This is a genomic window from Mesorhizobium sp. M0954, from assembly GCF_040319155.1.
In the GTDB taxonomy this organism is placed as follows: domain Bacteria; phylum Pseudomonadota; class Alphaproteobacteria; order Rhizobiales; family Rhizobiaceae; genus Mesorhizobium.
In genome coordinates, this window is record NZ_JAMYNR010000023.1 from 12,523 (window position 1) to 35,754 (window position 23,232).

Annotated in this window: 24 protein-coding genes; 14 read left to right on the forward strand and 10 right to left on the reverse strand. The window is 63.0% G+C overall.

What is annotated here, in order from left to right:
• The first annotated feature begins 9 nt into the window (after positions 1-9).
• A complete protein-coding gene (locus NKH93_RS25290) occupies positions 10-303 on the forward strand; it encodes a DUF1330 domain-containing protein (protein ID WP_352615819.1) in 294 nt (97 codons plus the stop codon).
• Here the strand turns inward: NKH93_RS25290 and gmk are convergent, their stop codons facing one another.
• From gmk to fabD, 9 genes are all read right to left on the reverse strand, one after another.
• Complete coding sequence (gene gmk, locus NKH93_RS25295; RefSeq protein ID WP_023677701.1) at positions 304-960, reverse strand: guanylate kinase; 657 nt, start codon at positions 958-960, stop codon at positions 304-306.
• Between the two features lie 33 nt (positions 961-993).
• Positions 994-1,884: a YicC/YloC family endoribonuclease gene (locus NKH93_RS25300; RefSeq protein ID WP_352972760.1), complete on the reverse strand. Its 891-nt coding sequence runs from the start codon at positions 1,882-1,884 to the stop codon at positions 994-996.
• Between the two features lie 141 nt (positions 1,885-2,025).
• Positions 2,026-3,252, reverse strand: a complete 1,227-nt coding sequence (mltG, locus tag NKH93_RS25305) for an endolytic transglycosylase MltG (RefSeq protein ID WP_352972769.1) — start codon at positions 3,250-3,252, stop codon at positions 2,026-2,028.
• A 93-nt stretch (positions 3,253-3,345) separates the two neighbouring features.
• Complete coding sequence (fabF, locus tag NKH93_RS25310) at positions 3,346-4,608, reverse strand: beta-ketoacyl-ACP synthase II (RefSeq protein ID WP_352454402.1); 1,263 nt, start codon at positions 4,606-4,608, stop codon at positions 3,346-3,348.
• A gap of 34 nt (positions 4,609-4,642) precedes the next feature.
• Positions 4,643-4,879, reverse strand: coding sequence for an acyl carrier protein (locus NKH93_RS25315; protein ID WP_006203723.1), 237 nt, complete (start codon positions 4,877-4,879; stop codon positions 4,643-4,645).
• Positions 4,880-5,066: 187 nt separating this feature from the next.
• Positions 5,067-5,804 (reverse strand): 3-oxoacyl-[acyl-carrier-protein] reductase, encoded by a 738-nt coding sequence (gene fabG / locus NKH93_RS25320; RefSeq protein ID WP_352471093.1) that lies wholly within the window; start codon positions 5,802-5,804, stop codon positions 5,067-5,069.
• 54 nt (positions 5,805-5,858) lie between these two features.
• Positions 5,859-6,125, reverse strand: a complete 267-nt coding sequence (locus tag NKH93_RS25325; RefSeq protein ID WP_352972795.1) for a type II toxin-antitoxin system RelE family toxin — start codon at positions 6,123-6,125, stop codon at positions 5,859-5,861.
• Positions 6,109-6,330, reverse strand: a complete 222-nt coding sequence (relB, locus tag NKH93_RS25330) for a type II toxin-antitoxin system RelB family antitoxin (protein WP_352467166.1) — start codon at positions 6,328-6,330, stop codon at positions 6,109-6,111. Before relB ends, NKH93_RS25325 begins: the two co-directional genes overlap by 17 nt.
• Positions 6,331-6,382: 52 nt before the next feature.
• On the reverse strand, positions 6,383-7,360 hold the full coding sequence (fabD, locus tag NKH93_RS25335; RefSeq protein ID WP_352972806.1) for an ACP S-malonyltransferase: 978 nt from the start codon (positions 7,358-7,360) through the stop codon (positions 6,383-6,385).
• 247 nt (positions 7,361-7,607) lie between these two features.
• Here fabD and NKH93_RS25340 point away from each other — a divergent pair, with 247 nt between their 5' ends.
• Complete coding sequence (locus NKH93_RS25340) at positions 7,608-9,533, forward strand: LTA synthase family protein (RefSeq protein ID WP_352493155.1); 1,926 nt, start codon at positions 7,608-7,610, stop codon at positions 9,531-9,533.
• Between the two features lie 31 nt (positions 9,534-9,564).
• Here NKH93_RS25340 and NKH93_RS25345 read toward each other — a convergent pair whose 3' ends face one another.
• Positions 9,565-11,109, reverse strand: a complete 1,545-nt coding sequence (locus NKH93_RS25345; protein ID WP_352493156.1) for a pilus assembly protein TadG-related protein — start codon at positions 11,107-11,109, stop codon at positions 9,565-9,567.
• Between the two features lie 454 nt (positions 11,110-11,563).
• Here NKH93_RS25345 and rpsF point away from each other — a divergent pair, with 454 nt between their 5' ends.
• From rpsF to NKH93_RS25405, 12 genes are all read left to right on the forward strand, one after another.
• Positions 11,564-12,064: a 30S ribosomal protein S6 gene (gene rpsF / locus NKH93_RS25350; protein ID WP_292663863.1), complete on the forward strand. Its 501-nt coding sequence runs from the start codon at positions 11,564-11,566 to the stop codon at positions 12,062-12,064.
• Positions 12,064-12,312: a 30S ribosomal protein S18 gene (rpsR, locus tag NKH93_RS25355; RefSeq protein ID WP_006203718.1), complete on the forward strand. Its 249-nt coding sequence runs from the start codon at positions 12,064-12,066 to the stop codon at positions 12,310-12,312. Before rpsF ends, rpsR begins: the two co-directional genes overlap by 1 nt.
• Before the next feature lie 272 nt (positions 12,313-12,584).
• Positions 12,585-13,169 (forward strand): 50S ribosomal protein L9, encoded by a 585-nt coding sequence (rplI, locus tag NKH93_RS25360; RefSeq protein WP_254820243.1) that lies wholly within the window; start codon positions 12,585-12,587, stop codon positions 13,167-13,169.
• A 153-nt stretch (positions 13,170-13,322) separates the two neighbouring features.
• On the forward strand, positions 13,323-14,612 hold the full coding sequence (locus tag NKH93_RS25365; protein ID WP_352471088.1) for a cyclopropane fatty acid synthase: 1,290 nt from the start codon (positions 13,323-13,325) through the stop codon (positions 14,610-14,612).
• Between the two features lie 82 nt (positions 14,613-14,694).
• Positions 14,695-15,018 (forward strand): YnfA family protein, encoded by a 324-nt coding sequence (locus NKH93_RS25370; RefSeq protein WP_352467171.1) that lies wholly within the window; start codon positions 14,695-14,697, stop codon positions 15,016-15,018.
• Between the two features lie 3 nt (positions 15,019-15,021).
• Positions 15,022-15,990 carry a small ribosomal subunit Rsm22 family protein gene (locus NKH93_RS25375; protein WP_352835440.1) on the forward strand — a complete coding sequence of 323 codons (969 nt, stop codon included), beginning with the start codon at positions 15,022-15,024 and terminating at the stop codon, positions 15,988-15,990.
• A 206-nt stretch (positions 15,991-16,196) separates the two neighbouring features.
• Positions 16,197-17,687 carry a replicative DNA helicase gene (locus NKH93_RS25380; RefSeq protein ID WP_023677714.1) on the forward strand — a complete coding sequence of 497 codons (1,491 nt, stop codon included), beginning with the start codon at positions 16,197-16,199 and terminating at the stop codon, positions 17,685-17,687.
• 228 nt (positions 17,688-17,915) lie between these two features.
• Positions 17,916-19,334 (forward strand): DNA repair protein RadA, encoded by a 1,419-nt coding sequence (gene radA, locus NKH93_RS25385; RefSeq protein WP_352615843.1) that lies wholly within the window; start codon positions 17,916-17,918, stop codon positions 19,332-19,334.
• Positions 19,335-19,381: 47 nt separating this feature from the next.
• Positions 19,382-20,053 carry a CvpA family protein gene (locus NKH93_RS25390; protein WP_023677716.1) on the forward strand — a complete coding sequence of 224 codons (672 nt, stop codon included), beginning with the start codon at positions 19,382-19,384 and terminating at the stop codon, positions 20,051-20,053.
• Positions 20,054-20,178: 125 nt separating this feature from the next.
• The gene (gene purF, locus NKH93_RS25395; RefSeq protein ID WP_023677717.1) at positions 20,179-21,648 is read left to right on the forward strand and encodes an amidophosphoribosyltransferase; all 1,470 of its coding nucleotides are present in this window, start codon (positions 20,179-20,181) and stop codon (positions 21,646-21,648) included.
• Between the two features lie 74 nt (positions 21,649-21,722).
• The gene (locus tag NKH93_RS25400) at positions 21,723-22,463 is read left to right on the forward strand and encodes an SDR family NAD(P)-dependent oxidoreductase (RefSeq protein WP_352615846.1); all 741 of its coding nucleotides are present in this window, start codon (positions 21,723-21,725) and stop codon (positions 22,461-22,463) included.
• A gap of 80 nt (positions 22,464-22,543) precedes the next feature.
• The gene (locus NKH93_RS25405; RefSeq protein ID WP_352820897.1) at positions 22,544-23,173 is read left to right on the forward strand and encodes a hypothetical protein; all 630 of its coding nucleotides are present in this window, start codon (positions 22,544-22,546) and stop codon (positions 23,171-23,173) included.
• Positions 23,174-23,232: the final 59 nt, after the last annotated feature.

Sequence of the window (23,232 nt, forward strand, 5' to 3'; positions counted from 1 at the left end):
AGACAAGCAATGGCCGCCTATGTCATTTCCGACGTCACGATCCGCGACGCAGAGGCGATCGAAGCTTATCGCATCCGCGCGGCTGCCTCCATCGCCCAGCACGGCGGGCGCTATCTGGTACGCGGTGGCAAGGTGGAAATGTTGGAAGGCGACTGGTCTCCCGGGCCGCTGATCATCGTCGAATTCCCCGACATGGACACGGCGCGGCGCTGGTATCGCTCGGCCGAATACGCCGCTGCATTGGAGCTGCGCGACGCCGCGCTCAGCCGCAATCTGATCCTGGTCGAGGGGATAGCGCGTTGATCAATCCGTCTTCTCGTCGAGCAGCCCCGAGACGAAATCGAACAGGCCGGGCCGGCGATCGCGTCTGAGCCGTTCGGCGGTGACGATGCCGCGCACCTCGGCGAAAGCGCGGTCGAGATCGTCGTTGACGATGACGAAATCATATTCCTTCCAGTGCTCGATCTCGTTGCGGGCGTTCTTGAGCCGCGTCTCGATCACCGCTTCCTGGTCCTCGGCGCGACGCTTCAGCCGCGCCTTCAATTCCTTCATCGATGGCGGCAGGATGAATATCGAGACGATGTCGGCGCGCATCTTCTCCTTGAGCTGCTGAGCGCCTTGCCAGTCGATGTCGAACAGCATGTCGCGGCCTTCGGCCAGCGCCTGTTCAGCCGGCTCGCGCGGCGTCGCGTAGCAATTGCCGTGCACCTCCGCCCATTCGAGCAGCGCATCGGAATCGCGCAGCCGCTCGAACTCGCGCATGGTACGGAAGTGGTAATGGACGCCCTCGATCTCGCTGCCGCGGCGTGGCCGCGTGGTGACCGAGACCGACAATTCCAGGCTGGAATCGCTCTCCAGCAGATTGCGCGCAATCGTCGACTTGCCGGCGCCTGACGGCGACGACAAGACCAGCATCAGCCCGCGGCGCCGAATGCGGGAACCCACATCCCTAGCGGTCATGGGGCTTGGCAGTCATGTGGCTTGGCATCGGGATCATTCCAGATTCTGGACCTGTTCGCGAAACTGGTCGACGACCGCCTTCAGTTCCAGCCCGATGGCGGTGACCGCGGCAGCATTCGACTTGGAACACAGCGTATTCGATTCGCGGTTGAATTCCTGTGCCAGGAAATCGAGCTTGCGGCCGATGGCGCCGCCGCCGCCGAGCAGCGCCCGGCCTGACGCCACATGTGTCTTCAGCCGGTCGATCTCCTCGCGTATGTCGGCCTTGGTGGCCAGGAACGCCGCTTCCATATGCAGCCGGCTGGCGTCCAGGTTGGCAGACGCGTCCATCAACAGGCGGATCTGCTCGGCGAGCCTTTCGCGGATCGTGGCCGGTTCGCGTGATGGATCGGCCTCGGCCCGCAGCGTCAGCGCCTCGATGGCATCGATATGGCCGGACAGCAGGGAACGAAGTGCCGCACCTTCGCCCTGGCGCGCCTGGTGCAGCCCGTTCAGTGCTGCTTCCAGCGCCGACAGTATTGCGGTATCGAGCGCACTGCGCGCCTCTTCGGTTTCGATGGTTTCGGGAATGTCGAGAACGCCGCGCAGCGCAAGCAGCCCGTCGGCCGCCGCAGGGGCTACTCCGAACTGCTCCTGCAGCCGCTTGGCCAAGCGCGCCAGATCCTTCAGGAAAGCCTCGTTGACCACGGGTTGCGCTTGCGCGCCGGCGGCGCGGCCAATGGTCAGCGTCATCTGGAAATTGCCGCGCGCAAAACGCTTTTGCACCGTCTGCCGGACGGCCGGTTCCAGCCGGTCGAAACCTTGCGGCAGCCGCAGCCTGACCTCGACGCTTTTGCCGTTGACGGACTTGGCTTCCCAGGCAATCGAAGTGCCGTCGTGTTCGGCGACACTGCGCGCAAAACCGGTCATGCTCTGCAAGTTCATGTAGCCGTGCGTCCCTTTGCCGAATGCCCCTCAACCCGGAGCGATTTTCTCCGGACAGGACCATGTGAATTTCAATGCCATGGCAGCCCTTGCACATCCACCCGGACATGCACAGGGCCAAACTGATGGCGTCCTCCGGCCCTACTGGGCGGCGGTGGCGCCTGCATCGTCAACGATGGCTCCCGCCGGCGTGTCGGCTCCGGTATTGGTTGCTCCGGCCTTGGCGGCGTCCTGCGCCTGCTTTTTCAGCAGTGCCCGGTAGCGAGCGACATTCTCGTTATGCTCATCGAGCGTCGAGGCAAAGACGTGCCCGCCGCTGCCGTCGGCGACGAAGTAGAGATCGCTGGTCTTCGACGGATTGGCGACAGCCTCCAGCGCCGCACGGCCGGGATTGGCGATCGGCGTCGGCGGTAACCCGTTGATCAGATAGGTGTTGTAGGGCGTCGGCTTCTGGATGTCCGACTGATAGATCGGGCGGTCGATGGGTTTGCCTTTGCCGCCGAACAGGCCGTAGATGATGGTCGGGTCCGACTGCAGCCGCATACCCTTGGCCAGCCGGTTGAGGAAGACGGCGGCTACGCGCGAGCGTTCATCGCCCTTGCCGGTCTCCTTCTCGACGATAGAGGCCAGGGTGACAAAATCCTCAACGTTGGCGATCGGCAGATCCGGCGCTCGGCGTTGCCAGACCTCGTCGACCAGCTTCTTCTGGTCGGCCAGAAGCTTGTCGACCATCTGCTGGCGTGTTGCGCCGCGGGTGAAACGCAGCGTGTCGGTGGCGAGGCTGCCCTCAGGTGGAGTGGTCGACGGCATATCGCCGGTCAGCGCGTCCTGCTCGGCGATCCGTTGCAGCGCCTGCTCGACCGTCAGCCCCTCGGGGATGGTCAGCGAATACATCACCGACTTGCCGCTCTTCAGCAGTTCCATGATATCGTGCATCGACGCCTGCGGCTTGATCTCGTATTCGCCGGCCTTCAGGGCGGAATCATTGCCGAAGGCGCGCACGCCAAGGCGGAAAATGCGGGCGTCGCTGATCAGCCCTCGCCGCTCAAGCTGGTCGGCGATCTCCTGGACGCCGCTATTCGGCTTGACCAGGAAAGTGTCGCCATTGGCCGACGGGCCGGGCTCGTTGAACTCCTGCTTGCCGAAATACAGCGCAACGCCTGCCGCCAGCACCATCAGCATCACCGAAGAGATGACGAAGTTCATGAACACGACGAACTGGCTGCGCGAGGCACGCGAGCGCTTCGGCGGCGGCGTGCCGGCCTCGGGCCGCAACGCCTCGCTGGCCGTCTTCGGCACGATCGGGCCGGGCGTGGGCGTTGCTGGCCGTTGCCCGAATTCCCCGTTATCGGCCGGATTTGTGTTCATAGCGCCCTACCATTTGATCTTGCGACGAATCCCCTCGGGCAGAGTAGGGGCGAATATGGCAAAATTGACGGCAGACGGAAACCGGCAGAGCGGTCAGCCATTGTAGCGCTGGAAGACGAGCGAGGCGTTGGTGCCACCGAAGCCGAAGGAGTTGGACAGCGCCACGTCTATCTGCCGGGCCCGCGGCTTGTGCGGCACCAGGTCGATCGCCGTTTCGCGCTCCGGATTGTCAAGATTGATGGTCGGCGGCGCGATGTTGTCGCGAATGGCGAGGATCGAAAAGATCGCCTCGGCAGCACCAGCCGCGCCCAGCAGGTGGCCAATCGACGATTTGGTCGACGACATCGATATCTTCGAGGCGGCGTTGCCGACCAGCCGCTCGACGGCGCCGAGTTCGATCGTATCGGCCATGGTCGAGGTGCCGTGCGCGTTGATGTAGTCGACATCGGCCGGCGTCAGCTTCGCCCGGTTCAGCGCCGCGGTCATGCAACGGAAAGCGCCGTCGCCGTCCTCGGCAGGCGCGGTGATGTGATAGGCGTCACCGGTCAGACCGTAGCCGGTGACCTCGGCATAGATCTTGGCGCCGCGGGCCTTGGCGTGTTCGAGCTCCTCGAGCACGACAACACCGGCGCCCTCGCCCATGACGAAGCCGTCGCGATCGCGATCATAGGGGCGTGAGGCCGTTTGTGGCGCATCGTTGCGCTCGGTGGAGAGCGCGCGGCAAGCGGCGAACCCCGCGACCGACAGTCTCGTCACCGGCGCTTCGGCGCCGCCTGCGACCATAACGTCGGCATCGCCCCAGATGATCAGCCGGGCGGCATCGCCGATGGCGTGCGCACCGGTCGAGCAAGCGGTGACGACGGCATGGTTGGGGCCTTTCAGCCCATGCCGGATCGAGACCTGACCGGAGACGAGGTTGATGATCTGGCCAGGGATGAAGAATGGGCTGATGCGGCGCGGACCGCGTTCCTTGAGGATCATCGCATTCTCGGCGATGCCTTCGATGCCGCCGATGCCCGAACCGATCAGCACGCCGGTGGCGCACTGTTCCTCATGCGTCTTCGGCTGCCAGCCGGAATCCTTGAGTGCTTCGTCGGCGGCCGCGATCCCGTACAGAATGAAGTCGCCGATCTTGCGCAGTTCCTTCGGCTCGAGAACGGCTTCAGGATTGAAAGTGGCATTGGAGCCGTCACCGCGCGGAATGACGTGGGCGACCTTGCAGGCAAGGTCTTCCACCTCGAATTCGGTGATGCGCTTGGCTGCGCTGCGGCCGGTCAGAAGCTCCTTCCAGCTGTGCTCGAAGCCCATGCCGAACGGCGAAAGCAGCCCAAGGCCCGTGACGACGACACGCCTCATCGCAGGTCCTCCCCGGTGATGACTGCAAATAGCGTCAGGCGGAGGCCTTGTCGATGTATTTCACCGCATCGCCAACAGTCAGGATGGTCTCGGCGGCGTCGTCCGGGATTTCGACACCGAACTCTTCTTCGAACGCCATGACAAGTTCGACCGTGTCGAGGCTGTCCGCGCCCAGATCATCGATGAAGCTCGCCTGCTCCGTCACCTTGTCGGCATCGACGCCAAGGTGCTCGATGACGATCTTCTTGACGCGCTCTGCGGTGTCACTCATTTGGGCATCCTCGTCTTTTGGTTGTCTGTCTTCGTTAGCGGGCAGAATGCCGCTAATCAAGCTGAAAGATGGTCCTGCCGGAAACGCAGCGGAACAGGACCGGTTTTTGCCCGAACCGCCGGGTTGCGGGCGGCATTACACGAAAAATCCCGTGCATCCAAGACGGAATGAAGCGTTTTCCCAAGTGTTAGATCATTGCCATGCCGCCATTCACATGAATGGTCTGGCCGGTGACGTAGGCTGCCTCGTTGGAAGCTAGGTAGGCGACGGCAGAGGCGACTTCGGCGCCCGTGCCCATGCGCCGGGTCGGGATCGCCGCCATGATCGCCTCTTTCTGCTTGTCGTTGAGCTTGGCGGTCATCGCCGATTCGATGAAGCCCGGGGCGACGCAGTTGACGGTGATATTGCGGGTGGCGATCTCCTGCGCCAGCGATTTGGAAAAGCCGATCATACCGGCTTTGGAGGCGCAATAGTTGGTCTGGCCGGGATTACCCATGACGCCAACCACTGAAGTGATGTTGATGATGCGGCCATGGCGGCGCCGCATCATCGGATGGGTAAGCTCGCGGGTCAGCCGGAACACGGCGGTCAGGTTGACCTCGAGCACGCTATCCCAGTCGGCGTCAGCCATGCGCACGAACAACCCGTCCTTGGTGATGCCGGCATTGTTGACGAGGATGTCGACGCCTTCGAGGTCAGCTTCCGCCTTCTGGCCGAGCGCCTTGACGTCGTCGCGGTTGGAAAGATTGGCCGGGAAAAGCTTGACCCGGTCGCCCAGTTCGGCGGCCAGCGCCTCCAATTTCTCGATACGTGTGCCATGCAGGCCGACGATGGCGCCCTGGCCGTGCAGCACGCGGGCGATCGCCTCGCCTATACCTCCCGATGCGCCGGTGACGAGCGCCTTGCGGCCGGTCAATTCGAACATGCTTTATCCTCTTCCCAAATCGTACTGGCCAATCATACGGGCCGGTGAGTTCGGCTATCTGTAAACGTTGCCGCGGTGGCCTATGGTTACCACCAGAATGACGATTCGGTTATCCTGCACATCGCAAATGATGCGATAATCCCCGACGCGATATCTCCAAAAGGTTGCGAGCGGGCCCTTCAGCGGTTTGCCGAGTTCACGCGGGTTGTCGAGAACGGCAATGCGGTTTTCAATAAAATCACGGATACCGTGACGTGTCTGCGGATCCAGTTTTTCGACAAATTTTCGCGCCGAGTGGGCGTATTCAAGCGTCCAGGCCACGCCAGAAGTCCTCGGCTCTCATGACGTCTTCTTCACCACGCCTGATCCGCTCAACGACTTCGGCAGCCAGGTAGTAATCCTCCAAGTCCTCCAGACCACGTTCAATGAGCTCGCGCAGATAGTAGGCCTTGCTGCGACCAGTCTTGGCCGCGAGAAAATCCAGGCGCTGCTCGACTTCAGGAGAAAGGCGGATCGATGTGGGCATGCCGCACCTTGTTGCGATACATGTATTCATGTAGCGGCAAGCACTGATGAATTCAAGCTACGTGGTCACCCAAGGCGGCAAGTGCCGTCTCGACCTCCGCCGCCGATCCGATGCTGCTGGTGGCAATGTCGCGGTTGATGCGGCGGGCCAGCCCCGACAGCACCTTGCCGGCGCCCACTTCGTAAAGCGTCACAACGCCGTTGCTGCCGAACCACTCCATCGTTTCGCGCCAGCGCACGCGCCCGATCACCTGTTCGACGAGTCGGCGGGCGATCTCGTCGGGATCGCTCGTCGGGGTCACCGTAACATTGGAGACCAGCGGCACGACCGGCGCACTCTTCGTCACGGCGGCCAGCGCCTCCCGCATGATCTCGGCCGCAGGCTTCATCAATGCCGAATGGAAGGGCGCCGAGACCTGCAGCATCAGCGCCCGCTTGGCGCCCTTCTCCGTGCATAGCCTCGCCGCCAGTTCGACCGCTGGCCTAGCGCCGGAGATCACCAGCTGGCCGCCGCCATTGTCATTGGCGATCTGGCAAACCAAGGCTTGTGCGGGATCTTTGGCGGCGCCCTGGGCGGCCTCTGCGCAAGCGGCTTCGACGTCGGCCTGTTCCAGCCCGATGATCGCCGCCATGGCGCCCTCGCCGGCCGGCACAGCCGCCTGCATGGCATTGCCGCGGATGCGCAACAGCCGGGCGGCGTCGGCGACCGAAACGAAACCTGCGGCCGCAAGTGCCGAATATTCGCCGAGCGAGTGGCCGGCGACATAGGTGACCTTGCCGTTCAGGGAGAAGCCGCGCGCCTCCAGCGCCCGGATTGCGGCAAGCGACACCGCCATCAGCGCCGGCTGGGCGTTGGCGGTCAGCGTCAGCGTCTCTTCCGGGCCTTCCCAGATCAGCTTCGATAGGTTTTCGCCGAGCGCGTCGTCAACTTCCTCGAAGATCCGCCGCGATTCCACAAAGGTATCGGCGAGGTCCTTGCCCATGCCGACAGCCTGGCTGCCCTGCCCCGGAAAGGTGAATGCGATGGCCATCGGCGGCTCCCAGCTGCTGGTTCACGTTGCCTGTGACGCAAGGCGTGCGGCCAAGTCAAGTCCAACCTTGATCGCGTAATATCGGCCGAGTGCCTGTTTCGGCAGGCTTTTTGGCGATCACTCATGATGAAAACCGCTCACGATTTGTTTGCTGGCTCTTCTTATTTCCGCCACAGGCGCTAGGCTTTGCGTGACAGTTCGATGACAATCGAGTGACGCTTTTGTTGCGGGCCGGGGAACTATTGAAGTGGCAAAGACCAAGCAGAGCGCAGCCGAGGCGGCGCCCCAGTTTCTTGAAGGCGATCCGTCGACCGGCTATCTGCCGGCGCGCAAATGGCCTGTCATCCGCTATGGCCTTATCAGCTTGCTGGCTGCGGCCATCCTTGTGTTTGCCATCGAACTGATCGTGCGCGGCAACTTTGCCGGCACCATTGATTTCTTTCTGCAGCCTTTCAAACCCGGCTGGACCACGATCATCATTTTTGCGCTGATCCTCATCGGCCTCGACGCCGTGCTCGGCCGCAGTCATCAGAGCCTGATGATCGTCGCGCCGCTGACATTGTCGCTGGCGTTCGTCGGCCACCAGAAGTCGCTGTATCTCGGCGATCCGCTCTATCCGACCGATTTCCTTTATTCCCGGCAGATCGTGGCACTGATGCCGCTTCTGGTACGCGATCGCCCGGGAACCGCCATTGCCCTGGCGATCGGCATCGTCGGCGGGCTGTCGCTGCTCGTCTATGGCTGGCGGCTATGGCGCCGCCGCGTTCCGGCGCTCAGCCACAAGGGCCGCCTTGCCCGGCTGACGCTGACAGTACCGCTGATCGCCTTCTTCGTTTCCATCATGGACTATGCCACTTTCTCGTGGACGCGCGACCGGCTGCAGATCATCCCGATCATGTGGGACCAGAAGGAAAACTATGCCTCGAACGGTTTTGCGCTCGCCTTCGCGCTTAACGTTCCGATGGCGCATGTCTCGGCGCCGCCCGGCTATTCCGACAAGGCGATCGAAGCGATCGGCAAACCGCAGGTGACCGCCTCGGTACCTGCCGAGAAGCCCGACATCATCGTCGTCATGAGCGAATCCTTCTGGGATCCGACCAAGCTGCCCGGCGTCACCATCACACCCGACCCTATCCCCAATGTGCGGGCACTGCGCACGGGTTACATGTTCTCGCCCGAGTTCGGCGGCATGACGGCCAACATCGAGTTCGAGGCCCTGACCGGCTTTTCCAACGCCTTCCTGCCGGCGGGCAGCATTCCCTACCAGCAATATGTGCGGACACCGACTCCCTCGCTGGCGACCTTCCTGAAAAGTCAGGGCTACCGGGCGCGCGCCATCCATCCCGGCACTAACTGGTTCTGGAACCGGGGGGCCGTCTATGCCGATTTCGGCTTCAACGACTTCAAGTCCGAGGAGACGTTGCCGCCCATGCAGAAGCGAGGACCGCTCGCGTCGGACGCTGCGATGACCGACGAGATCATCCACGAAGCCGATACCAGCGCCGAGCCGGTGTTCTTTTTCGCCGTCAGCCTGCAGAACCACGGGCCGTATGAGCCGTATCGCTATAACAATCCGACCCACAAGGTGCAGGCGCCGATCAGCCAATGGGCGCGTGAATCGCTGTTGAGCTATGCCGAAGGCTCTTCCGACGCGGACCGCGGCCTCGAGCGGCTGATCGAATGGGCGAAGAAACGCGAGCGGCCGACCGTCATCGCGTTCTTCGGCGACCATCTGCCGCCGCTTGGGCCGGTCTACGTCGAGACCGGCTTCCTGAAGGACAATGTTGCGCCGCGCAAGGAGGCGGCCGACCAGATGCTGCTGCACCACCAGACGCCGCTGATCGTCTGGTCGAATCGCAGCGGCCCGGCCGAGGATCTAGGCGCCGTCAGCCCGTCCTTCCTGCCCTACCATATCCTGAAGACAGCCGGCATCAGCCATCCCTATTACACCGGCTTCCTCGGACAGTTGCGAGAGCGCTACCGCGTTATCGACCGCAATTTGCTTTTGGCACCGGGGGGCGACGCCACCCCCGATTGGTCGCGTCAGAAAGAGATCGATCCGGCAATCCGCGACTTCCGTCTGCTGCAATACGACATGATGTTCGGCAAGCGCCATGCGGCGCCCGATTTCTTCCCTGAAACCACAGGCAAAGTGGCTGCACACACGAGTTGAGCAGCGGCGGCGGGAGAGCGGCCGACGTCGTTCAGTTCGTCAAGTGCAGCTGCGAAATCGAGCTTCCGATTTTCAGGAAGACGCTTTCGAGCTGACTGACGTCGTTGGTCGGGTAATAATCCGACGGCGACGATGCGCAGGCCTCGTAGAGCTTGCGGTTGGCTGCGGTGTCGGCCTGCAGCAGCACTGTGAAGATCTGCACGTCCTGCTTCTTCAATGTGTTGCATACATTGGTTGTCCAATCGTCGACATTGCGCGCAGCCGCGGTCTGGTCGCTGGATCCAAACCGACCCGAGGCCAGGAATCCGTAGGAGCCATAGTCCGACTTCTGCGGCGTATCCTTCGCGCCATAGACAACATTCTCGCCGTCGGTGAGCAGCAGCACCGTTTTGGTCGTGCCTGACGCCCTGAACGGCGCGCCGTCGCTGTAAGGCGGTTCCGGCGAGAGCACCCGCATCCCCCATGACAAGCCTTCCGAAACATTGGTCCCCGAGCCGTTCCATTCGATCATCTCACCGACGGCCTTCCGCAATTTGTCGAAATCATCGGTCAGCGGCACTATCGGCGTCGGACAGGCCCGGTTTGGGCCGATAGTCAGTGGGCCTCTCTTGTCGTTGATCAGCTTCATCGTCGAAACACTGTACTTCGCCATGTCGCTGGTGAGGCCGGGAAGCAGGGTGACGACGGTATCGTCGAGATAGGAATTGTTGTAGCCGGTCGCTGAATTGCCGTAGGAGCTGTTTGGATTTCTAGCGTTACCTGGATCGTCCGGCGCGAAATAAGGTACGAACAGGGTGTCCGGTTTGTTTTGGTCGGGCGAAATGTCGGAAACATTGTTGGTTCCTGGCCGCGCTTCGACGCAGCCTCTCCACTCGACGCCCAATTGCTTGAACAGATCCATATGGTTGACGCGCTTGCCGCCGACCGAGGGGAAATTGGCGCCGTTGTTCGGCGATTTGCCGGCCATGTCGATCCAGGCCGGATCGTAGTCCTCGCCCTTGACGTTGACCGCGGTGACGAACGGCACCACCGCGACACGTACGCTGCGCGTCGGCGACTTCGCCGCTTCGAGCATATCGATCAGGGCCGTCGCCGCCGTCCGCAATGCGCCGATGCGATCGTTGCTGGCCATCGACCCGGTATTGTCGAGCACCAGCACGACTTCGAGCTGATTGGTCGATTCGACGGCGCCGGCATCGACGGTGATGCGCTTGTCGTTGCCGAACAGGAAGGCGAAGTTCAAATTGACGTCCGCCGTGGCGACAGCCTTGGTCTGGATGTAATTGAGGCCCCTTTCCACGGTAAGCGTCGCTTCGGCGTTCCTCAACTCGCTGTGGCCGGCGACATTGGTCTGGAAGTAGCGGTCGAAGACGTCCTTGCGCGAAGCCTCGATGTCGCCGAGATGCGAAGATGCAAGGTTCGCGGCATCGAGCGCATTCTGCAAGCTGACCTTGGCCCTCATCAAGGTGGACACGTCCACGGCAAAGGCGACGGCGGTCAGAACCGCAGGCAGCCCGAACGCCAGCATCAGGGCAAAGTTGCCGCTCTTCGAACGGCAGAATTTGTCGAAAAGCATTTTTGTCCCCAAACCGCCTTGGTGCCGAACTCGCGCAGACTGTTTGCTTTTGCATCCGCATGATGAACGACGGGTTGCCGCCACGCCCGCCGATGCTGGAACTTCGCATGGTGGTTAAGGTCCGGTTTCAGGAGATCCGTAAGCCTTGCCGTCGAGGCCCGTGGCGCTCTGGGACGTTAGGGCCGTTTGCTCCGTGGTTTGGCCTTGCTTTGCGGTCAAATTCCTGTATAGACGCCCGCAATCTGCCGGTCCTTGCTGGGGGCTGAACGGAGGGCCGGAGGTTTTTCGAAACCTTCGCGTGAAGCCAGAAGCGCTTCCGCCTCCCGTGTCTCCGCTCTCGACCGTCTCGTCATGCTCCTTTCTTCCCCGCCTTCGCAAGGATTGCGGGTCAGAGAAGTTGCAGAGGCTTTTGCCGCCGGGAACCGGGAGAGAAACGAAGAAAGGCACGAACACTATGGCTCTATACGAACATGTGTTTCTTGCCCGGCAGGACCTCTCGCAGCAGCAGGTCGATGCGCTTGTCGAACAGTACAAGGGCGTCATCACCGCGAATGGCGGGTCCGTCGGCCGGGTCGAGAACTGGGGACTGAAGTCCCTCACCTATCGGGTCAACAAGAACCGGAAGGCATATTATACACTCATGGACATCACCTGCCCGCCGGCCGCGCTCAACGAGATGGAGCGCCAGATGGGCCTGTCCGAGGACGTGCTGCGTTTCCTGACCATCAAGGTCGATGCGCATGAGGAAGGTCCGTCGGCAATGATGCAGAAGCGCGAAGAGCGCTCGGAACGCGGCGGCTTCGGCGACCGCGACCGTGGCGATCGTGGCCCGCGCTCATTCGGCGACCGCGATCGCGGTGACCGTGGTGATCGTCCGCCGCGCAGCTTCGGCGATGGCGGTGCCGATCGTGGCCCGCGCCGTCCGCGCGAAGGCTTTGAAGGAGCCGCAGAATAATGGTCGACATCAACCAGATCCCAACCCGGCGCCCCTTCCACCGTCGCCGCAAGACCTGCCCGTTCTCCGGCGCCAATGCGCCGAAGATCGACTACAAGGACGTGCGGCTTCTGCAGCGCTACATCTCCGAGCGCGGCAAGATCGTTCCATCGCGTATCACCGCCGTCAGCCAGAAGAAGCAGCGCGAGCTCGCCAAGGCGATCAAGCGCGCCCGCTTCCTCGGCCTGCTGCCCTACGTGGTCCGCTAACACTGATTAGTTGACCATGATCTTATCCGAAAACCGGTTTCCACTTTTCGGGATCATGGTCTAGCCAGCGGGCGGTTCGCCGCCCGCTTTTCACCGGCCACGACGGGCGTAGCCGGATCGAACACCAAATCCCGGGTTGGATTTCGACAAGAGATCCTAACTGCCGCGACAGGCAGGACAGCGACACAGGCGGCGACGCCCCAGCTTCCTGACCTGTTCCAGACAACTCGGCGCCGATCCTGAGGATAGCGCCCAAGCGAAGGAACAAAACCATGGAAGTCATTCTTCTCGAACGCGTTTCCCGCCTCGGCCAGATGGGCGATACCGTCAAGGTCAAGGACGGGTTCGCCCGCAATTTCCTGCTGCCGCAAGGCAAGGCGCTGCGCGCCAACGAAGCTAACAAGAAGAAGTTCGAGGGGCAGCGGGCCCAGCTCGAAGCCCGCAACCTGGAGCGCAAGTCCGAAGCCGCGCAGATTGCAGAAAAGCTCGACGGCAAGAGCTTCATCGCCGTGCGCTCGGCCGGCGAAACCGGTCAGCTTTATGGTTCGGTCTCGACGCGCGACATCGCCGAGCTGGTGACGGCGGAAGGTTTTTCGGTCAACCGCAACCAGATCCTGCTCAACCAGCCAATCAAGACCATCGGCGTCACCAATGTGGCGATCGCGCTGCACCCGGAAGTCGAGGTTACCATCACGCTCAACATTGCCCGCACGGCCGACGAAGCCGAGCGCCAGGCCAAGGGCGAAACACTGACCACCGCCGAAGCCATCTACGGCGAGGACATCAACGATAATGCGCGGCCGGAAAACTTCTTCGATCCGAATGCGGAGTTCGAAGGCGGCGAAGACAACGGCTGATCGTCATTCGTCGGCATTCGCCGGCTAATCGCTATTCTGGACCAATGCCCGGGCCTCGTACCCGGGCATTTTTATGCCAAATGGAACTTTTCGAACCCCTATATCTTGATGCAGAATAGGACAGCATGTCTGGCCGAGAGGGGACAATTGGTCATGAATATTCTGCTGAAACGCGTTCTCGACCGCCTGGTCCGCACAGGCAATCTCAAGGTGACAGGGCCGCAAGGCTCGATGGTGACTTTCGGTGACGGCAGCGGCGAGCCGGTGCACATGCACATCAAGACAAGGCATGCCGAGCGCGCAATAACCTTCGATCCGATGCTGGCGGTGCCGGAAGCCTACATGGACGGTGAACTCGACATTCTCGAGGGCGGCGTGCTGGGGGTGATGCGGATTGCCTTCCAGAACATGGGCAGCGGCGGTATCGATGCCACCTGGTCGAAGGCGATCGAAGGTCTGCGCCACGCCTTCCGGCGCCTGCAGCAGATCAACACGGCGTCGCGGGCGCGCCGCAACGTGCAGCGCCATTACGATCTGTCGGGCGACCTCTACCGCCTCTTCCTCGATGAGGACATGCAATATTCCTGCGCCTATTTCGAGCAGCCGGACATGACGCTCGACGAGGCCCAAGCAGCCAAGAAGCGCCATATCGCCGCCAAGCTCAGGCTGAAGGCGGGCCAGACGGTTCTTGATATCGGCTCCGGCTGGGGTGGGCTTGGGCTCTATCTAGCCAAGGCGTTCGACGTCGACGTACAGGGCGTGACGCTGTCGACCGAGCAGCACGGCGTCGCCACCGACCGCGCCCATGCGCAAGGCCTGCAAAACCGGGTGCATTTCGACATCAAGGACTATCGCGAACTCAATGAACGTTTCGACCGCATCGTCTCCGTCGGCATGTTCGAGCATGTCGGGGTCAATCATTTCCGCACCTTCTTCGACAAGTCGGCGACGCTGCTGAAGCCGGACGGCGTCATGCTGCTGCACACGATCGGCCGCTCCGGCGTGCCGTGGGCAACCAGCGCCTTCATCCGCAAGTACATCTTCCCGGGCGGCTACATCCCGTCGCTATCCGAAGTGATGCCGGCCATCGAAAAATCGGGGCTCGTCGTCACCGACATCGAGGTTCTGCGGCTGCATTATGCCGAGACGCTGAAGCATTGGGGCGAGCGCTTCGCGGCCAACCGCGACAAGGCCAGGGCGATTTATGACGAGCGCTTCTGCCGCATGTGGGAGTTCTATCTTGCCGCCTCGGAAGCTGCCTTCCGCTGGCAGGATCTGGTGATCTTCCAGATCCAGATTGCCAAGAAGAACGACACGCTGCCGATGACGCGCGACTACATGGCCAGTTGCGAGAAGGCGCTGGAGATGCGCGATCTTGGACGTCGCGAAAAGGCTCCGGTTGCCAAGCCCACTCGCCGCCGCAAGGTGGCGGATCCGGAGTAGACTGCCGGCATCACGCCATCGCCACTTGCCATTGCCGGCCGGCACGCTGAAAAGGGTCCCGTTAAACGCGGGACCTTTTTTCATGACCTACCTCCTCTACGTCGCCGCCGCACTTGCCGAGATCGCCGGCTGCTTTTCGTTCTGGGCGTGGTGGCGGCTGGACAAGTCGCCGCTGTGGTTGGCGCCCGGTCTCGTCTCGCTCGTGCTATTCGCGTGGCTGCTGGCGCTGGTCGACACCAGCGCGGCGGGCCGGGCCTACGCCGCCTATGGCGGCATCTACATTGCCGCCTCGCTGGCCTGGCTGTGGCTGGCGGAAGGCGTGCACCCCGACCGCTGGGATCTTGCCGGTGCCGCGATCTGCATCGTTGGCGCCTCGGTCATTCTGCTCGCACCTCGGACTGCCTAAGCGATGGAACTGCCCGTCCCGCTTAGACAAGGCGTCGACCGCCTTCTCGAACAGGTGCCTTTGCCGATGCTTAAGCACGCGGCAAAGACGCTGTCGGACCGCTACCGCGCAGAGTTGCGCGACGGTCGCCTGCACATGGCCGAAGACATGGCGGTGAAGGCCTATCTGGCAACGCGGCTACCGGCGACCTATGCGGCCGTTCGCGCCAGCCTCGATGCGGTGGGCGAGTCTCGGCCCGACTATGCTCCGAAGACCTTGCTCGATGTCGGCGCCGGCCCTGGCACGGTGCTTTGGGCCACAATCAATCTCTGGCCGGATCTCGAACAGGCGGTGCTACTCGAGGCCGGCGCCGCGGTACGAAGGGTCGGCGAAGCACTTGCCGCGGATGCGATCACGGCCAGGACCGCCTGGCGGACCGGCGACATCACCATCGACCTGGTCGATCTGGAGCCGGCCGAGCTGGTGACTTCAGCCTATGTGCTGGATGAGATCGCGCCGGCATCGCTGGCAAAACTCGTCGACCGGCTCTGGCAGCTGACCGCAGACACGCTGCTGGTGGTCGAGCCGGGCACGCCGGCCGGCTGGCAGCGTATTCTTGCCGTGCGGCGGCAGTTGATCGAGGCGGGCGCGCACGTGCTTGCGCCCTGCCCGCATGAGGCGCCCTGCCCGCTCGTTGCCCCCGACTGGTGCCATTTCGCCCGCCGCGTCGCCCGCTCGCGCCTACACCGTCTGGCCAAGGATGCCGAGGTGCCGTGGGAGGACGAGAAATTCATCTTTGTCGCGGCCTCCCGCCATCCGGCCGCTCCGCCTCGAGCGCGAGTGATCGCACCGCCGAAGTCGGGGTCCGGCAAGGTCTTGCTGAAGCTTTGCGAACAGGATGGGGGTGCTGCCGAGCGACTGTTCACCAAGCGCGACGGCGAGACGTTCAAGGCCGCGCGGCGACTGGATTGGGGTGATGCCTTGCCGGAATGACCGGCAGCTATTTTCCTGTTTTGTTCTCGCCCGAGAACGGCTAGGCTCGCCATCTTGATTCGAGTCAATCGAGATTCTTTCCACCGAAAGATCCTGGCTGTGAATCGCGGGCATCAAAGTTGGTTGGTTGGGGACTGATGCAGATAAGTCATCACCGACTTGTCTCGTTCTGATATCGAGAGACGGGGATCAGGACCGGGGACATCATGGCAGAGGCAGCACGAAAATTCGGCGTGGCGGAAACACCGCTCTATCGCGAGGCGCCGAACAATATCGAGGCCGAGCAGGCGCTGCTCGGCGCCATACTGGTCAACAACGATGCCTTCTACCGCGTCTCCGACTTCCTGAAGCCCGGCCATTTCTACGAGCCGCTGCATAGAAAGATCTTCGAGGTCGCGGCCGAGCTCATCCGCATGGGCAAGATCGCGACGCCGATCACGCTGAAGACCTTCCTGCCGGCCGACGAGAAGGTCGGCGACATGACGGTGGCGCAATATGTCGTGCGGTTGGCGGTCGAGGCCGTCACCGTCGTCAACGCCACCGACTATGGCCGCGCCATCTACGATCTGGCGACGCGGCGCGCGCTAATCACTGTCGGCGAGGACATGGTCAACATCGCCTATGACGCGCCGGTCGACATGTCGCCCTCCGACCAGATCGAGGATGCCGAGCGGCGCCTGTTCGAATTGGCCGAAACCGGCCGCTACGATGGCGGCTTCGAGAGCTTCACCGATGCCGTCAAGACCGCCGTCGACATGGCCAATGCGGCTTATATGCGCGACGGGCATTTGTCGGGCGTTGCTACCGGCTTGCGCGATCTCGACCGCCGCATGGGCGGCCTGCAGTCGTCCGACCTGATCATCATTGCCGGCCGCCCCGGCATGGGCAAGACCTCGCTCGCCACCAATATCGCTTTCAACATCGCCGAGGCCTATGTCCCGGCGCAACAGGCGGACGGCTCGTTCAAGGCGGCCAATGGCGGCGTCGTCGGCTTCTTTTCGCTCGAAATGTCATCCGAACAGCTGGCCACCCGCATTATTTCCGAACAGACGGAAATCCCGTCGTCGAAAATCCGGCGCGGCGAGATCAGCGAGATGGATTTCGAAAAGCTGGTCGCCTGCTCGCAGACAATGCAGAAAATCCCGCTGTTCATCGACCAGACCGGCGGCATTTCCATCGCTCAGCTGTCGGCCCGCGCGCGTCGCCTGAAGCGCCAGCGCGGCCTCGACGTCATCGTTATCGACTATATCCAGCTGATGCAGGGATCGAGCGCGAAATCCTCGCAAAACCGCGTCCAGGAAATCACCGAGATCACCACCGGCCTCAAGGCACTAGCCAAGGAGCTGGCGGTGCCGATCATCGCGCTGTCGCAGCTGTCGCGCCAGGTCGAGAGCCGCGACGACAAGCGCCCGCAGCTTTCGGATCTGCGCGAATCGGGCTCCATCGAGCAGGACGCCGACGTGGTGCTGTTCGTCTACCGCGAGGAATATTATCTGAAGAACCGCGAGCCGAAGCCGGGCACCGACGAATACATCAAATGGGAACACGAGATGAACGAGATGCGCGGCAAGGCCGAGGTCATCGTCGCCAAACAGCGCCACGGCCCAACGGGATCGGTCAGCCTCGCCTTCCAGGGCGAGTTCACCCGCTTCTCGGACCTTGCGGAAGAGCATCATTTGCCGGATCGGTTCGAGTGACCTCTTGATACAGGTCTCATTCCTTCGCACCCCCCTCTGTCCTGCCGGACATCTCCCCCTCAAGGGGGGAGATCGGATGTCGTTTCGGCTTTCGGCAATCGTCAATGCTGCTAGATGTACGGCAATATCGGAGCTGCCAATCTCCCCCCTTGGGGGGCAGATGTCCGGCAGGACAGAGGGGGGCGCTGTCCCGCCGACCTGTCTTTCAATTGTCGCAGGCCGCGCCTGATGGCCAAATCCCGCGTCCAGTTCATCTGCCAGAATTGCGGCTCCGTGCATCAGCGCTGGGCCGGCAAATGCGATGCCTGCGGCGAGTGGAACACGCTGGTCGAAGAAGGCACGGCAGGCGGCATCGGCTCGGGCCCGGCCAACATGCGCAACGCCCGCAAGGGCCGCGCGGTGGTGCTGACCAGCCTCTCCGGCGATATCGAGGACGCGCCGCGCATCGTCTCCGGCATCGGCGAGCTCGACCGCGCCACCGGCGGCGGCTTCGTGCGCGGCTCGGCGCTGCTGGTCGGCGGCGATCCCGGCATCGGCAAGTCGACGCTGCTCACCCAGGCCGCGGCCGCGCTGGCGGCAAAGGGCCACCGCATCGTCTATGTCTCGGGCGAAGAGGCGGTCGCGCAGATCAGGCTGCGCGCCCAGCGGCTCGGCGTCGCCGACACCCCGGTCGAGCTCGCCGCCGAAACCAATGTCGAGGACATCCTCGCCACCATCGCCGATGGTAAGCGGCCGGATCTGGTCATTCTCGATTCGATCCAGACGCTGTGGACCGATATGGCCGATTCGGCGCCCGGCACGGTGACCCAGGTGCGTGCCGCCGCCCAGGCGATGATCCGCTACGCAAAATCCACAGGGGCGGCGATCGTTCTGGTCGGCCACGTCACCAAGGAGGGCCAGATCGCCGGACCGCGCGTCGTCGAGCACATGGTCGACGCGGTGCTCTATTTCGAGGGCGAAGGCGGCCACCACTACCGCATCCTGCGCACGGTCAAGAATCGCTTCGGGCCGACCGATGAGATCGGTGTCTTCGAAATGTCGGACAAGGGCTTGCGGGAAGTCGCCAACCCGTCCGAGCTTTTCCTCGGTGAGCGCCATGCGAAGTCGCCGGGTGCCGCGGTTTTCGCCGGCATGGAAGGCACACGGCCGGTGCTGGTCGAGATCCAGGCGCTGGTGGCGCCATCGACGCTGGGCACACCGCGCCGCGCCGTCGTCGGCTGGGACGGTGCCCGGCTGTCGATGATCCTGGCGGTTCTGGAAGCCCATTGCGGCGTCCGCTTCGGCACGCACGACGTCTATCTCAACGTTGCCGGCGGCTACCGCATTTCGGAGCCGGCGGCCGACCTGGCAGTGGCGGCGGCACTGGTTTCCTCGCTCACCGGTCTTGCCCTTCCCGCCGATTGCGTCTATTTCGGCGAAATCAGCCTTTCGGGTGCGGTGAGGCCGGTTGCGCATGCGCAGCAGCGCCTCAAGGAAGCCGAAAAGCTGGGTTTCGGACGCGCGGTTCTGCCCTTGGGCAGCGAGGAACTTGTTGGTGGTAATGCGGTCGGGGGGATCGGAGCCAGCGCTTTCCAGCCCACCGAGCTTGCCGATCTCGTGGCGCGAATAGCCGGCTCTCGGCGCAGCCGCGCCGACGAGCAAGAGTGATGCGGCTCGTCGGGCCGTGAAAAAGAGATCGGAGTGGGGCGAAAAACATGCCGATTACGCTGCTTGACGGAATTCTCGTCGGCTTCACCCTGGTCTCGGCGATGCTCGCTATGGTTCGCGGCTTTTCGCGCGAGATCCTGTCGATCATCTCCTGGGCAGCCGCCGCGGCCGCCGCCTTCTTCTTCTACAAGCCGGTGCTGCCTTACATTCAGCCCTATGTCGACAACGAAAAGGCCGCCATGGCGGCGGCCGCCGGTATCGTCTTCATTGTCGCGCTGATCGTCGTTTCGGTCATCACCATGAAGCTCGCCGACTGGATCATCGATTCCAGGATCGGCGCGCTCGATCGTACACTTGGCTTCCTCTATGGCGCGGCGCGCGGCATCCTGGTCGTCGCTGTCGCGCTGCTTTTCTTCAATTGGCTGGCCGGCGCCAAGGCTCCAGGCTGGATTGCCAACGCCAAGTCAAAGCCATTGCTCGAATCGATCGGCGCCAAGCTCGAAAGCCTGCTGCCCGAGGATCCGGAAAACGCCATCCTCAACAAGCTCAATCCGAATCAGCCGGCCACCGAGACGCCTCTGGCCCCCGATGCGCCTGCAGCGGAAGCCCCTGCCGCCGGCGACGACGCCACTGCTCCGGCACCCGACGACAGCGATGCGCCGCCGGCCGACAATGCGCCCGCGACGCCGGCACCTGCAAACCCGGCGCCGGCAAACTGATTTCGACAGACTTGCGAGGCTCAAGACTGTCGATCATGTGAACGCCGCACGACGTGCGTTGCTTTCGATGCGCTATGACCTTATATGGCGGCTTTAGCGGAGCTTGAGCCCCAATGGCAGCCTCAGTGGCAGACGCAGACGACGTGCTTTCCGCCGAAGCCGATGACCATTTCCACGACGAATGCGGCGTGTTCGGCATTTTCGGCCGGCAGGACGCCGCAGCCATCGTAACGCTCGGTCTGCATGCGTTGCAGCATCGAGGCCAGGAAGCGGCCGGCATCGTTTCCTATGACGGCACCCAATTCCATGTCGAACGCCATGTCGGCCTGATCGGCGACACCTTTACTAAGCAGCGTGTCATCGACAGCCTGCAAGGCAACCGTGCTATCGGCCACACACGCTATGCCACCACCGGCGGCGCCGGTCTGCGCAATATCCAGCCTTTCTTCGCCGAACTTGCCGATGGCGGCTTTGCCGTCGCCCATAACGGCAATCTCACCAACGCCATGACCGTTCAGCGCGCCCTGCAGAAGCAAGGCGCCATCTTCTCTTCCACCTCCGACACCGAAACGCTCCTGCACCTGGTTGCCACCAGCAAGGAGCGCGACCTGAATTCGCGCTTCATCGATGCGGTGCGCCAAGTCGAAGGCGCCTTCTCGCTGGTGGCGATGACGTCCAAGAAGATGATCGGGTGCCGCGACCCGCTCGGCATCCGCCCGCTGGTGCTCGGCGATCTCGACGGCGCCTGGATTCTCGCCTCCGAGACCTGCGCGCTCGATATTATCGGTGCGCGTTTCGTACGCGACCTGAAGCCCGGCGAAATGGTCGTCGTCACCAGCAAGGGCATCGAAAGCCTGTTCCCGTTCGAGCCGCAGAAGACCCGCTTCTGCATCTTCGAATATGTCTATTTCGCGCGGCCGGATTCGTCGGTCGAAGGCCGCAACGTCTATGAAGTGCGCAAGCGCATCGGCGCCGAGCTGGCGCAGGAAAGTCCGGTCGAGGCCGACATCGTCGTGCCGGTGCCGGATTCGGGCACGCCGGCGGCGATCGGCTTTTCGCAGGCCGCGGGCATTCCGTTCGAGCTCGGCATCATCCGCAATCACTATGTTGGCCGCACCTTCATCCAGCCCGGCGATTCGATCCGCCACATGGGTGTCAAGCTCAAGCACAACGCCAACCGCCGCATGATCGAAGGCAAGCGCGTGGTGCTGGTGGATGATTCGATCGTGCGCGGCACCACCAGCCAGAAGATCGTCCAGATGGTGCGCGATGCCGGCGCCAAGGAAGTGCATATGCGCATCGCTTCGCCGCCGACGCGCGCCTCCTGCTTTTACGGCGTCGACACACCGGAAAAGTCGAAGCTGCTGGCGTCGCGCATGTCGGTGGAGGAGATGGCCGAGTTCATCCGCGTCGATTCGCTCGGCTTCCTGTCGATCGACGGGCTCTACCGCGCCGTCGGCGAGGCCGGCCGCGACAACGAGCAGCCGCAATTCTGCGACGCCTGCTTCACCGGCCAGTATCCGACCCGGCTTGCCGACTTCGAAGGCTCCGACAATGTGCGCACGCTGTCGCTCTTGGCGGCAGGCGGGTCGTAGGCCTTGCCGGTCCGTTTGTCTCCCTCCCCTTAGCCCCTCACGGCGGTTTCACCTTGCCTGTCGGAATCCATCGTATGAGCCTTGACCTCTCCGGCCGCGTTGCGGTCGTCACCGGCGCCTCGCGCGGCATCGGCTATTTCATCGCCAGGGAGCTTGCCGCCGCCGGTGCGCATGTGATTGCGGTTGCCCGCACCGTCGGCGGGTTGGAAGAACTCGACGACCAGATCAAGGCAGGTGGCGGACAGGCGACGCTGGTACCGCTCGATCTTGCCGACATGGCGGGGATCGACCGGCTGGGCGGCGCCATCCACGAGCGCTGGGGCAAGCTCGACATACTGGTCGCCAACGCCGCCGTGCTCGGCGTCATCGCCCCGATCGGCCATGTCGAGGCCAAGACCTTCGAGAAGGTGATGACCATCAACGTCACCGCAACATGGCGGCTGATCCGCTCGGTCGACCCGCTGCTCAGGCTTTCCGATGCCGGCCGTGCTATCGTGCTGAGCTCCAGCCTTGCCCACTCCGCACGCGCCTTCTGGGCGCCTTATGCGGCGTCGAAGGCGGCGGTCGAGGCCATGACGCGTTCATGGGCGCATGAGACCGAAACCCTGCCGCTCAGGGTCAATGCCGCCGATCCCGGGGCAACGCGCACCGCGATGCGGGCGCAGGCCGTACCCGGCGAGGATCCTGAAACACTGCCGCACCCTTCGGAGATCGCCAAGCGAATCGTGCCGCTGGCCAGCCCTACGCTCAAGGAGACCGGGCTGATCTTCCAGGCCAAGCACAATCGCTTTGTCGCCTACCGGCAGCCGAAGTAGCCACACATCGCATTTTGCCGGAAGAATTGCGCCGGCACCAACGTTGTTCGGGTGCCACAATTCGAGAAACGGAGGACCAAATGCGGAGACTGCTTCTCTTGACTGCCACCGCGCTGCTTGCAGTGATCGGCGCCGCGTCGTCGCAGGAGGCAACGATGAGCTTTTTCGTCACCAGCGTCGGCTCTGGCAAAGGCGCCGATCTCGGCGGTCTCGCCGGCGCCGACGCCCATTGTAGTTCACTGGCCGAAGCCGCGGGCGTTACCGGCAAGACATGGCGCGCCTATCTCTCGACCACCGATACCGATGCACGCGACCGTATCGGCAAAGGCCCGTGGTTCAACGCCGAGGGCGTCAAGATCGCCGATGATGTCGCTTCCCTGCATAGCGATGCCAACGCCATCACCAAACAGACGGCACTCGACGAAAAGGGCCAAATGGTCAACGGCCGCGGCGACACGCCCAACCGGCACGACGTGTTGACCGGCTCCAAGCCGGATGGCACGAAAATTGCCGACCAGACCTGCGGCGACTGGACGCTGAGCGGAGCAGAAGGTGTGGCCATGATGGGTCATCACGATCGTACCGGCCTCGATGGCTCGGCAGCCGCCAAATCGTGGAATTCCTCGCATGCGTCACGCGGTGGCTGCAGCCAGGAAGCGCTGAAGGGCACCGGCGGCGACGGCCTGTTCTATTGTTTTGCGGTGAACTGAACCAAAACGACCCGACATCACGTGGCTGTGATACCGTGGCTTAACGCCGCGCTTTGGCC

What these genes read in the sequence shown, in the direction of transcription:
- NKH93_RS25290 (WP_352615819.1), top strand. Translation starts at nt 10, where the DNA reads ATGGCCGCCTATGTCATTTCCGACGTCACGATCCGCGACGCAGAGGCG.
- gmk (WP_023677701.1), bottom strand. Translation starts at nt 960, where the DNA reads ATGACCGCTAGGGATGTGGGTTCCCGCATTCGGCGCCGCGGGCTGATG.
- NKH93_RS25300 (WP_352972760.1), bottom strand. Translation starts at nt 1,884, where the DNA reads ATGAACTTGCAGAGCATGACCGGTTTTGCGCGCAGTGTCGCCGAACAC.
- mltG (WP_352972769.1), bottom strand. Translation starts at nt 3,252, where the DNA reads ATGAACACAAATCCGGCCGATAACGGGGAATTCGGGCAACGGCCAGCA.
- fabF (WP_352454402.1), bottom strand. Translation starts at nt 4,608, where the DNA reads ATGAGGCGTGTCGTCGTCACGGGCCTTGGGCTGCTTTCGCCGTTCGGC.
- NKH93_RS25315 (WP_006203723.1), bottom strand. Translation starts at nt 4,879, where the DNA reads ATGAGTGACACCGCAGAGCGCGTCAAGAAGATCGTCATCGAGCACCTT.
- fabG (WP_352471093.1), bottom strand. Translation starts at nt 5,804, where the DNA reads ATGTTCGAATTGACCGGCCGCAAGGCGCTCGTCACCGGCGCATCGGGA.
- relB (WP_352467166.1), bottom strand. Translation starts at nt 6,330, where the DNA reads ATGCCCACATCGATCCGCCTTTCTCCTGAAGTCGAGCAGCGCCTGGAT.
- fabD (WP_352972806.1), bottom strand. Translation starts at nt 7,360, where the DNA reads ATGGCCATCGCATTCACCTTTCCGGGGCAGGGCAGCCAGGCTGTCGGC.
- NKH93_RS25345 (WP_352493156.1), bottom strand. Translation starts at nt 11,109, where the DNA reads ATGCTTTTCGACAAATTCTGCCGTTCGAAGAGCGGCAACTTTGCCCTG.
- rpsF (WP_292663863.1), top strand. Translation starts at nt 11,564, where the DNA reads ATGGCTCTATACGAACATGTGTTTCTTGCCCGGCAGGACCTCTCGCAG.
- rpsR (WP_006203718.1), top strand. Translation starts at nt 12,064, where the DNA reads ATGGTCGACATCAACCAGATCCCAACCCGGCGCCCCTTCCACCGTCGC.
- rplI (WP_254820243.1), top strand. Translation starts at nt 12,585, where the DNA reads ATGGAAGTCATTCTTCTCGAACGCGTTTCCCGCCTCGGCCAGATGGGC.
- NKH93_RS25365 (WP_352471088.1), top strand. Translation starts at nt 13,323, where the DNA reads ATGAATATTCTGCTGAAACGCGTTCTCGACCGCCTGGTCCGCACAGGC.
- NKH93_RS25370 (WP_352467171.1), top strand. Translation starts at nt 14,695, where the DNA reads ATGACCTACCTCCTCTACGTCGCCGCCGCACTTGCCGAGATCGCCGGC.
- NKH93_RS25375 (WP_352835440.1), top strand. Translation starts at nt 15,022, where the DNA reads ATGGAACTGCCCGTCCCGCTTAGACAAGGCGTCGACCGCCTTCTCGAA.
- NKH93_RS25380 (WP_023677714.1), top strand. Translation starts at nt 16,197, where the DNA reads ATGGCAGAGGCAGCACGAAAATTCGGCGTGGCGGAAACACCGCTCTAT.
- radA (WP_352615843.1), top strand. Translation starts at nt 17,916, where the DNA reads ATGGCCAAATCCCGCGTCCAGTTCATCTGCCAGAATTGCGGCTCCGTG.
- NKH93_RS25390 (WP_023677716.1), top strand. Translation starts at nt 19,382, where the DNA reads ATGCCGATTACGCTGCTTGACGGAATTCTCGTCGGCTTCACCCTGGTC.
- NKH93_RS25400 (WP_352615846.1), top strand. Translation starts at nt 21,723, where the DNA reads ATGAGCCTTGACCTCTCCGGCCGCGTTGCGGTCGTCACCGGCGCCTCG.
- NKH93_RS25405 (WP_352820897.1), top strand. Translation starts at nt 22,544, where the DNA reads ATGCGGAGACTGCTTCTCTTGACTGCCACCGCGCTGCTTGCAGTGATC.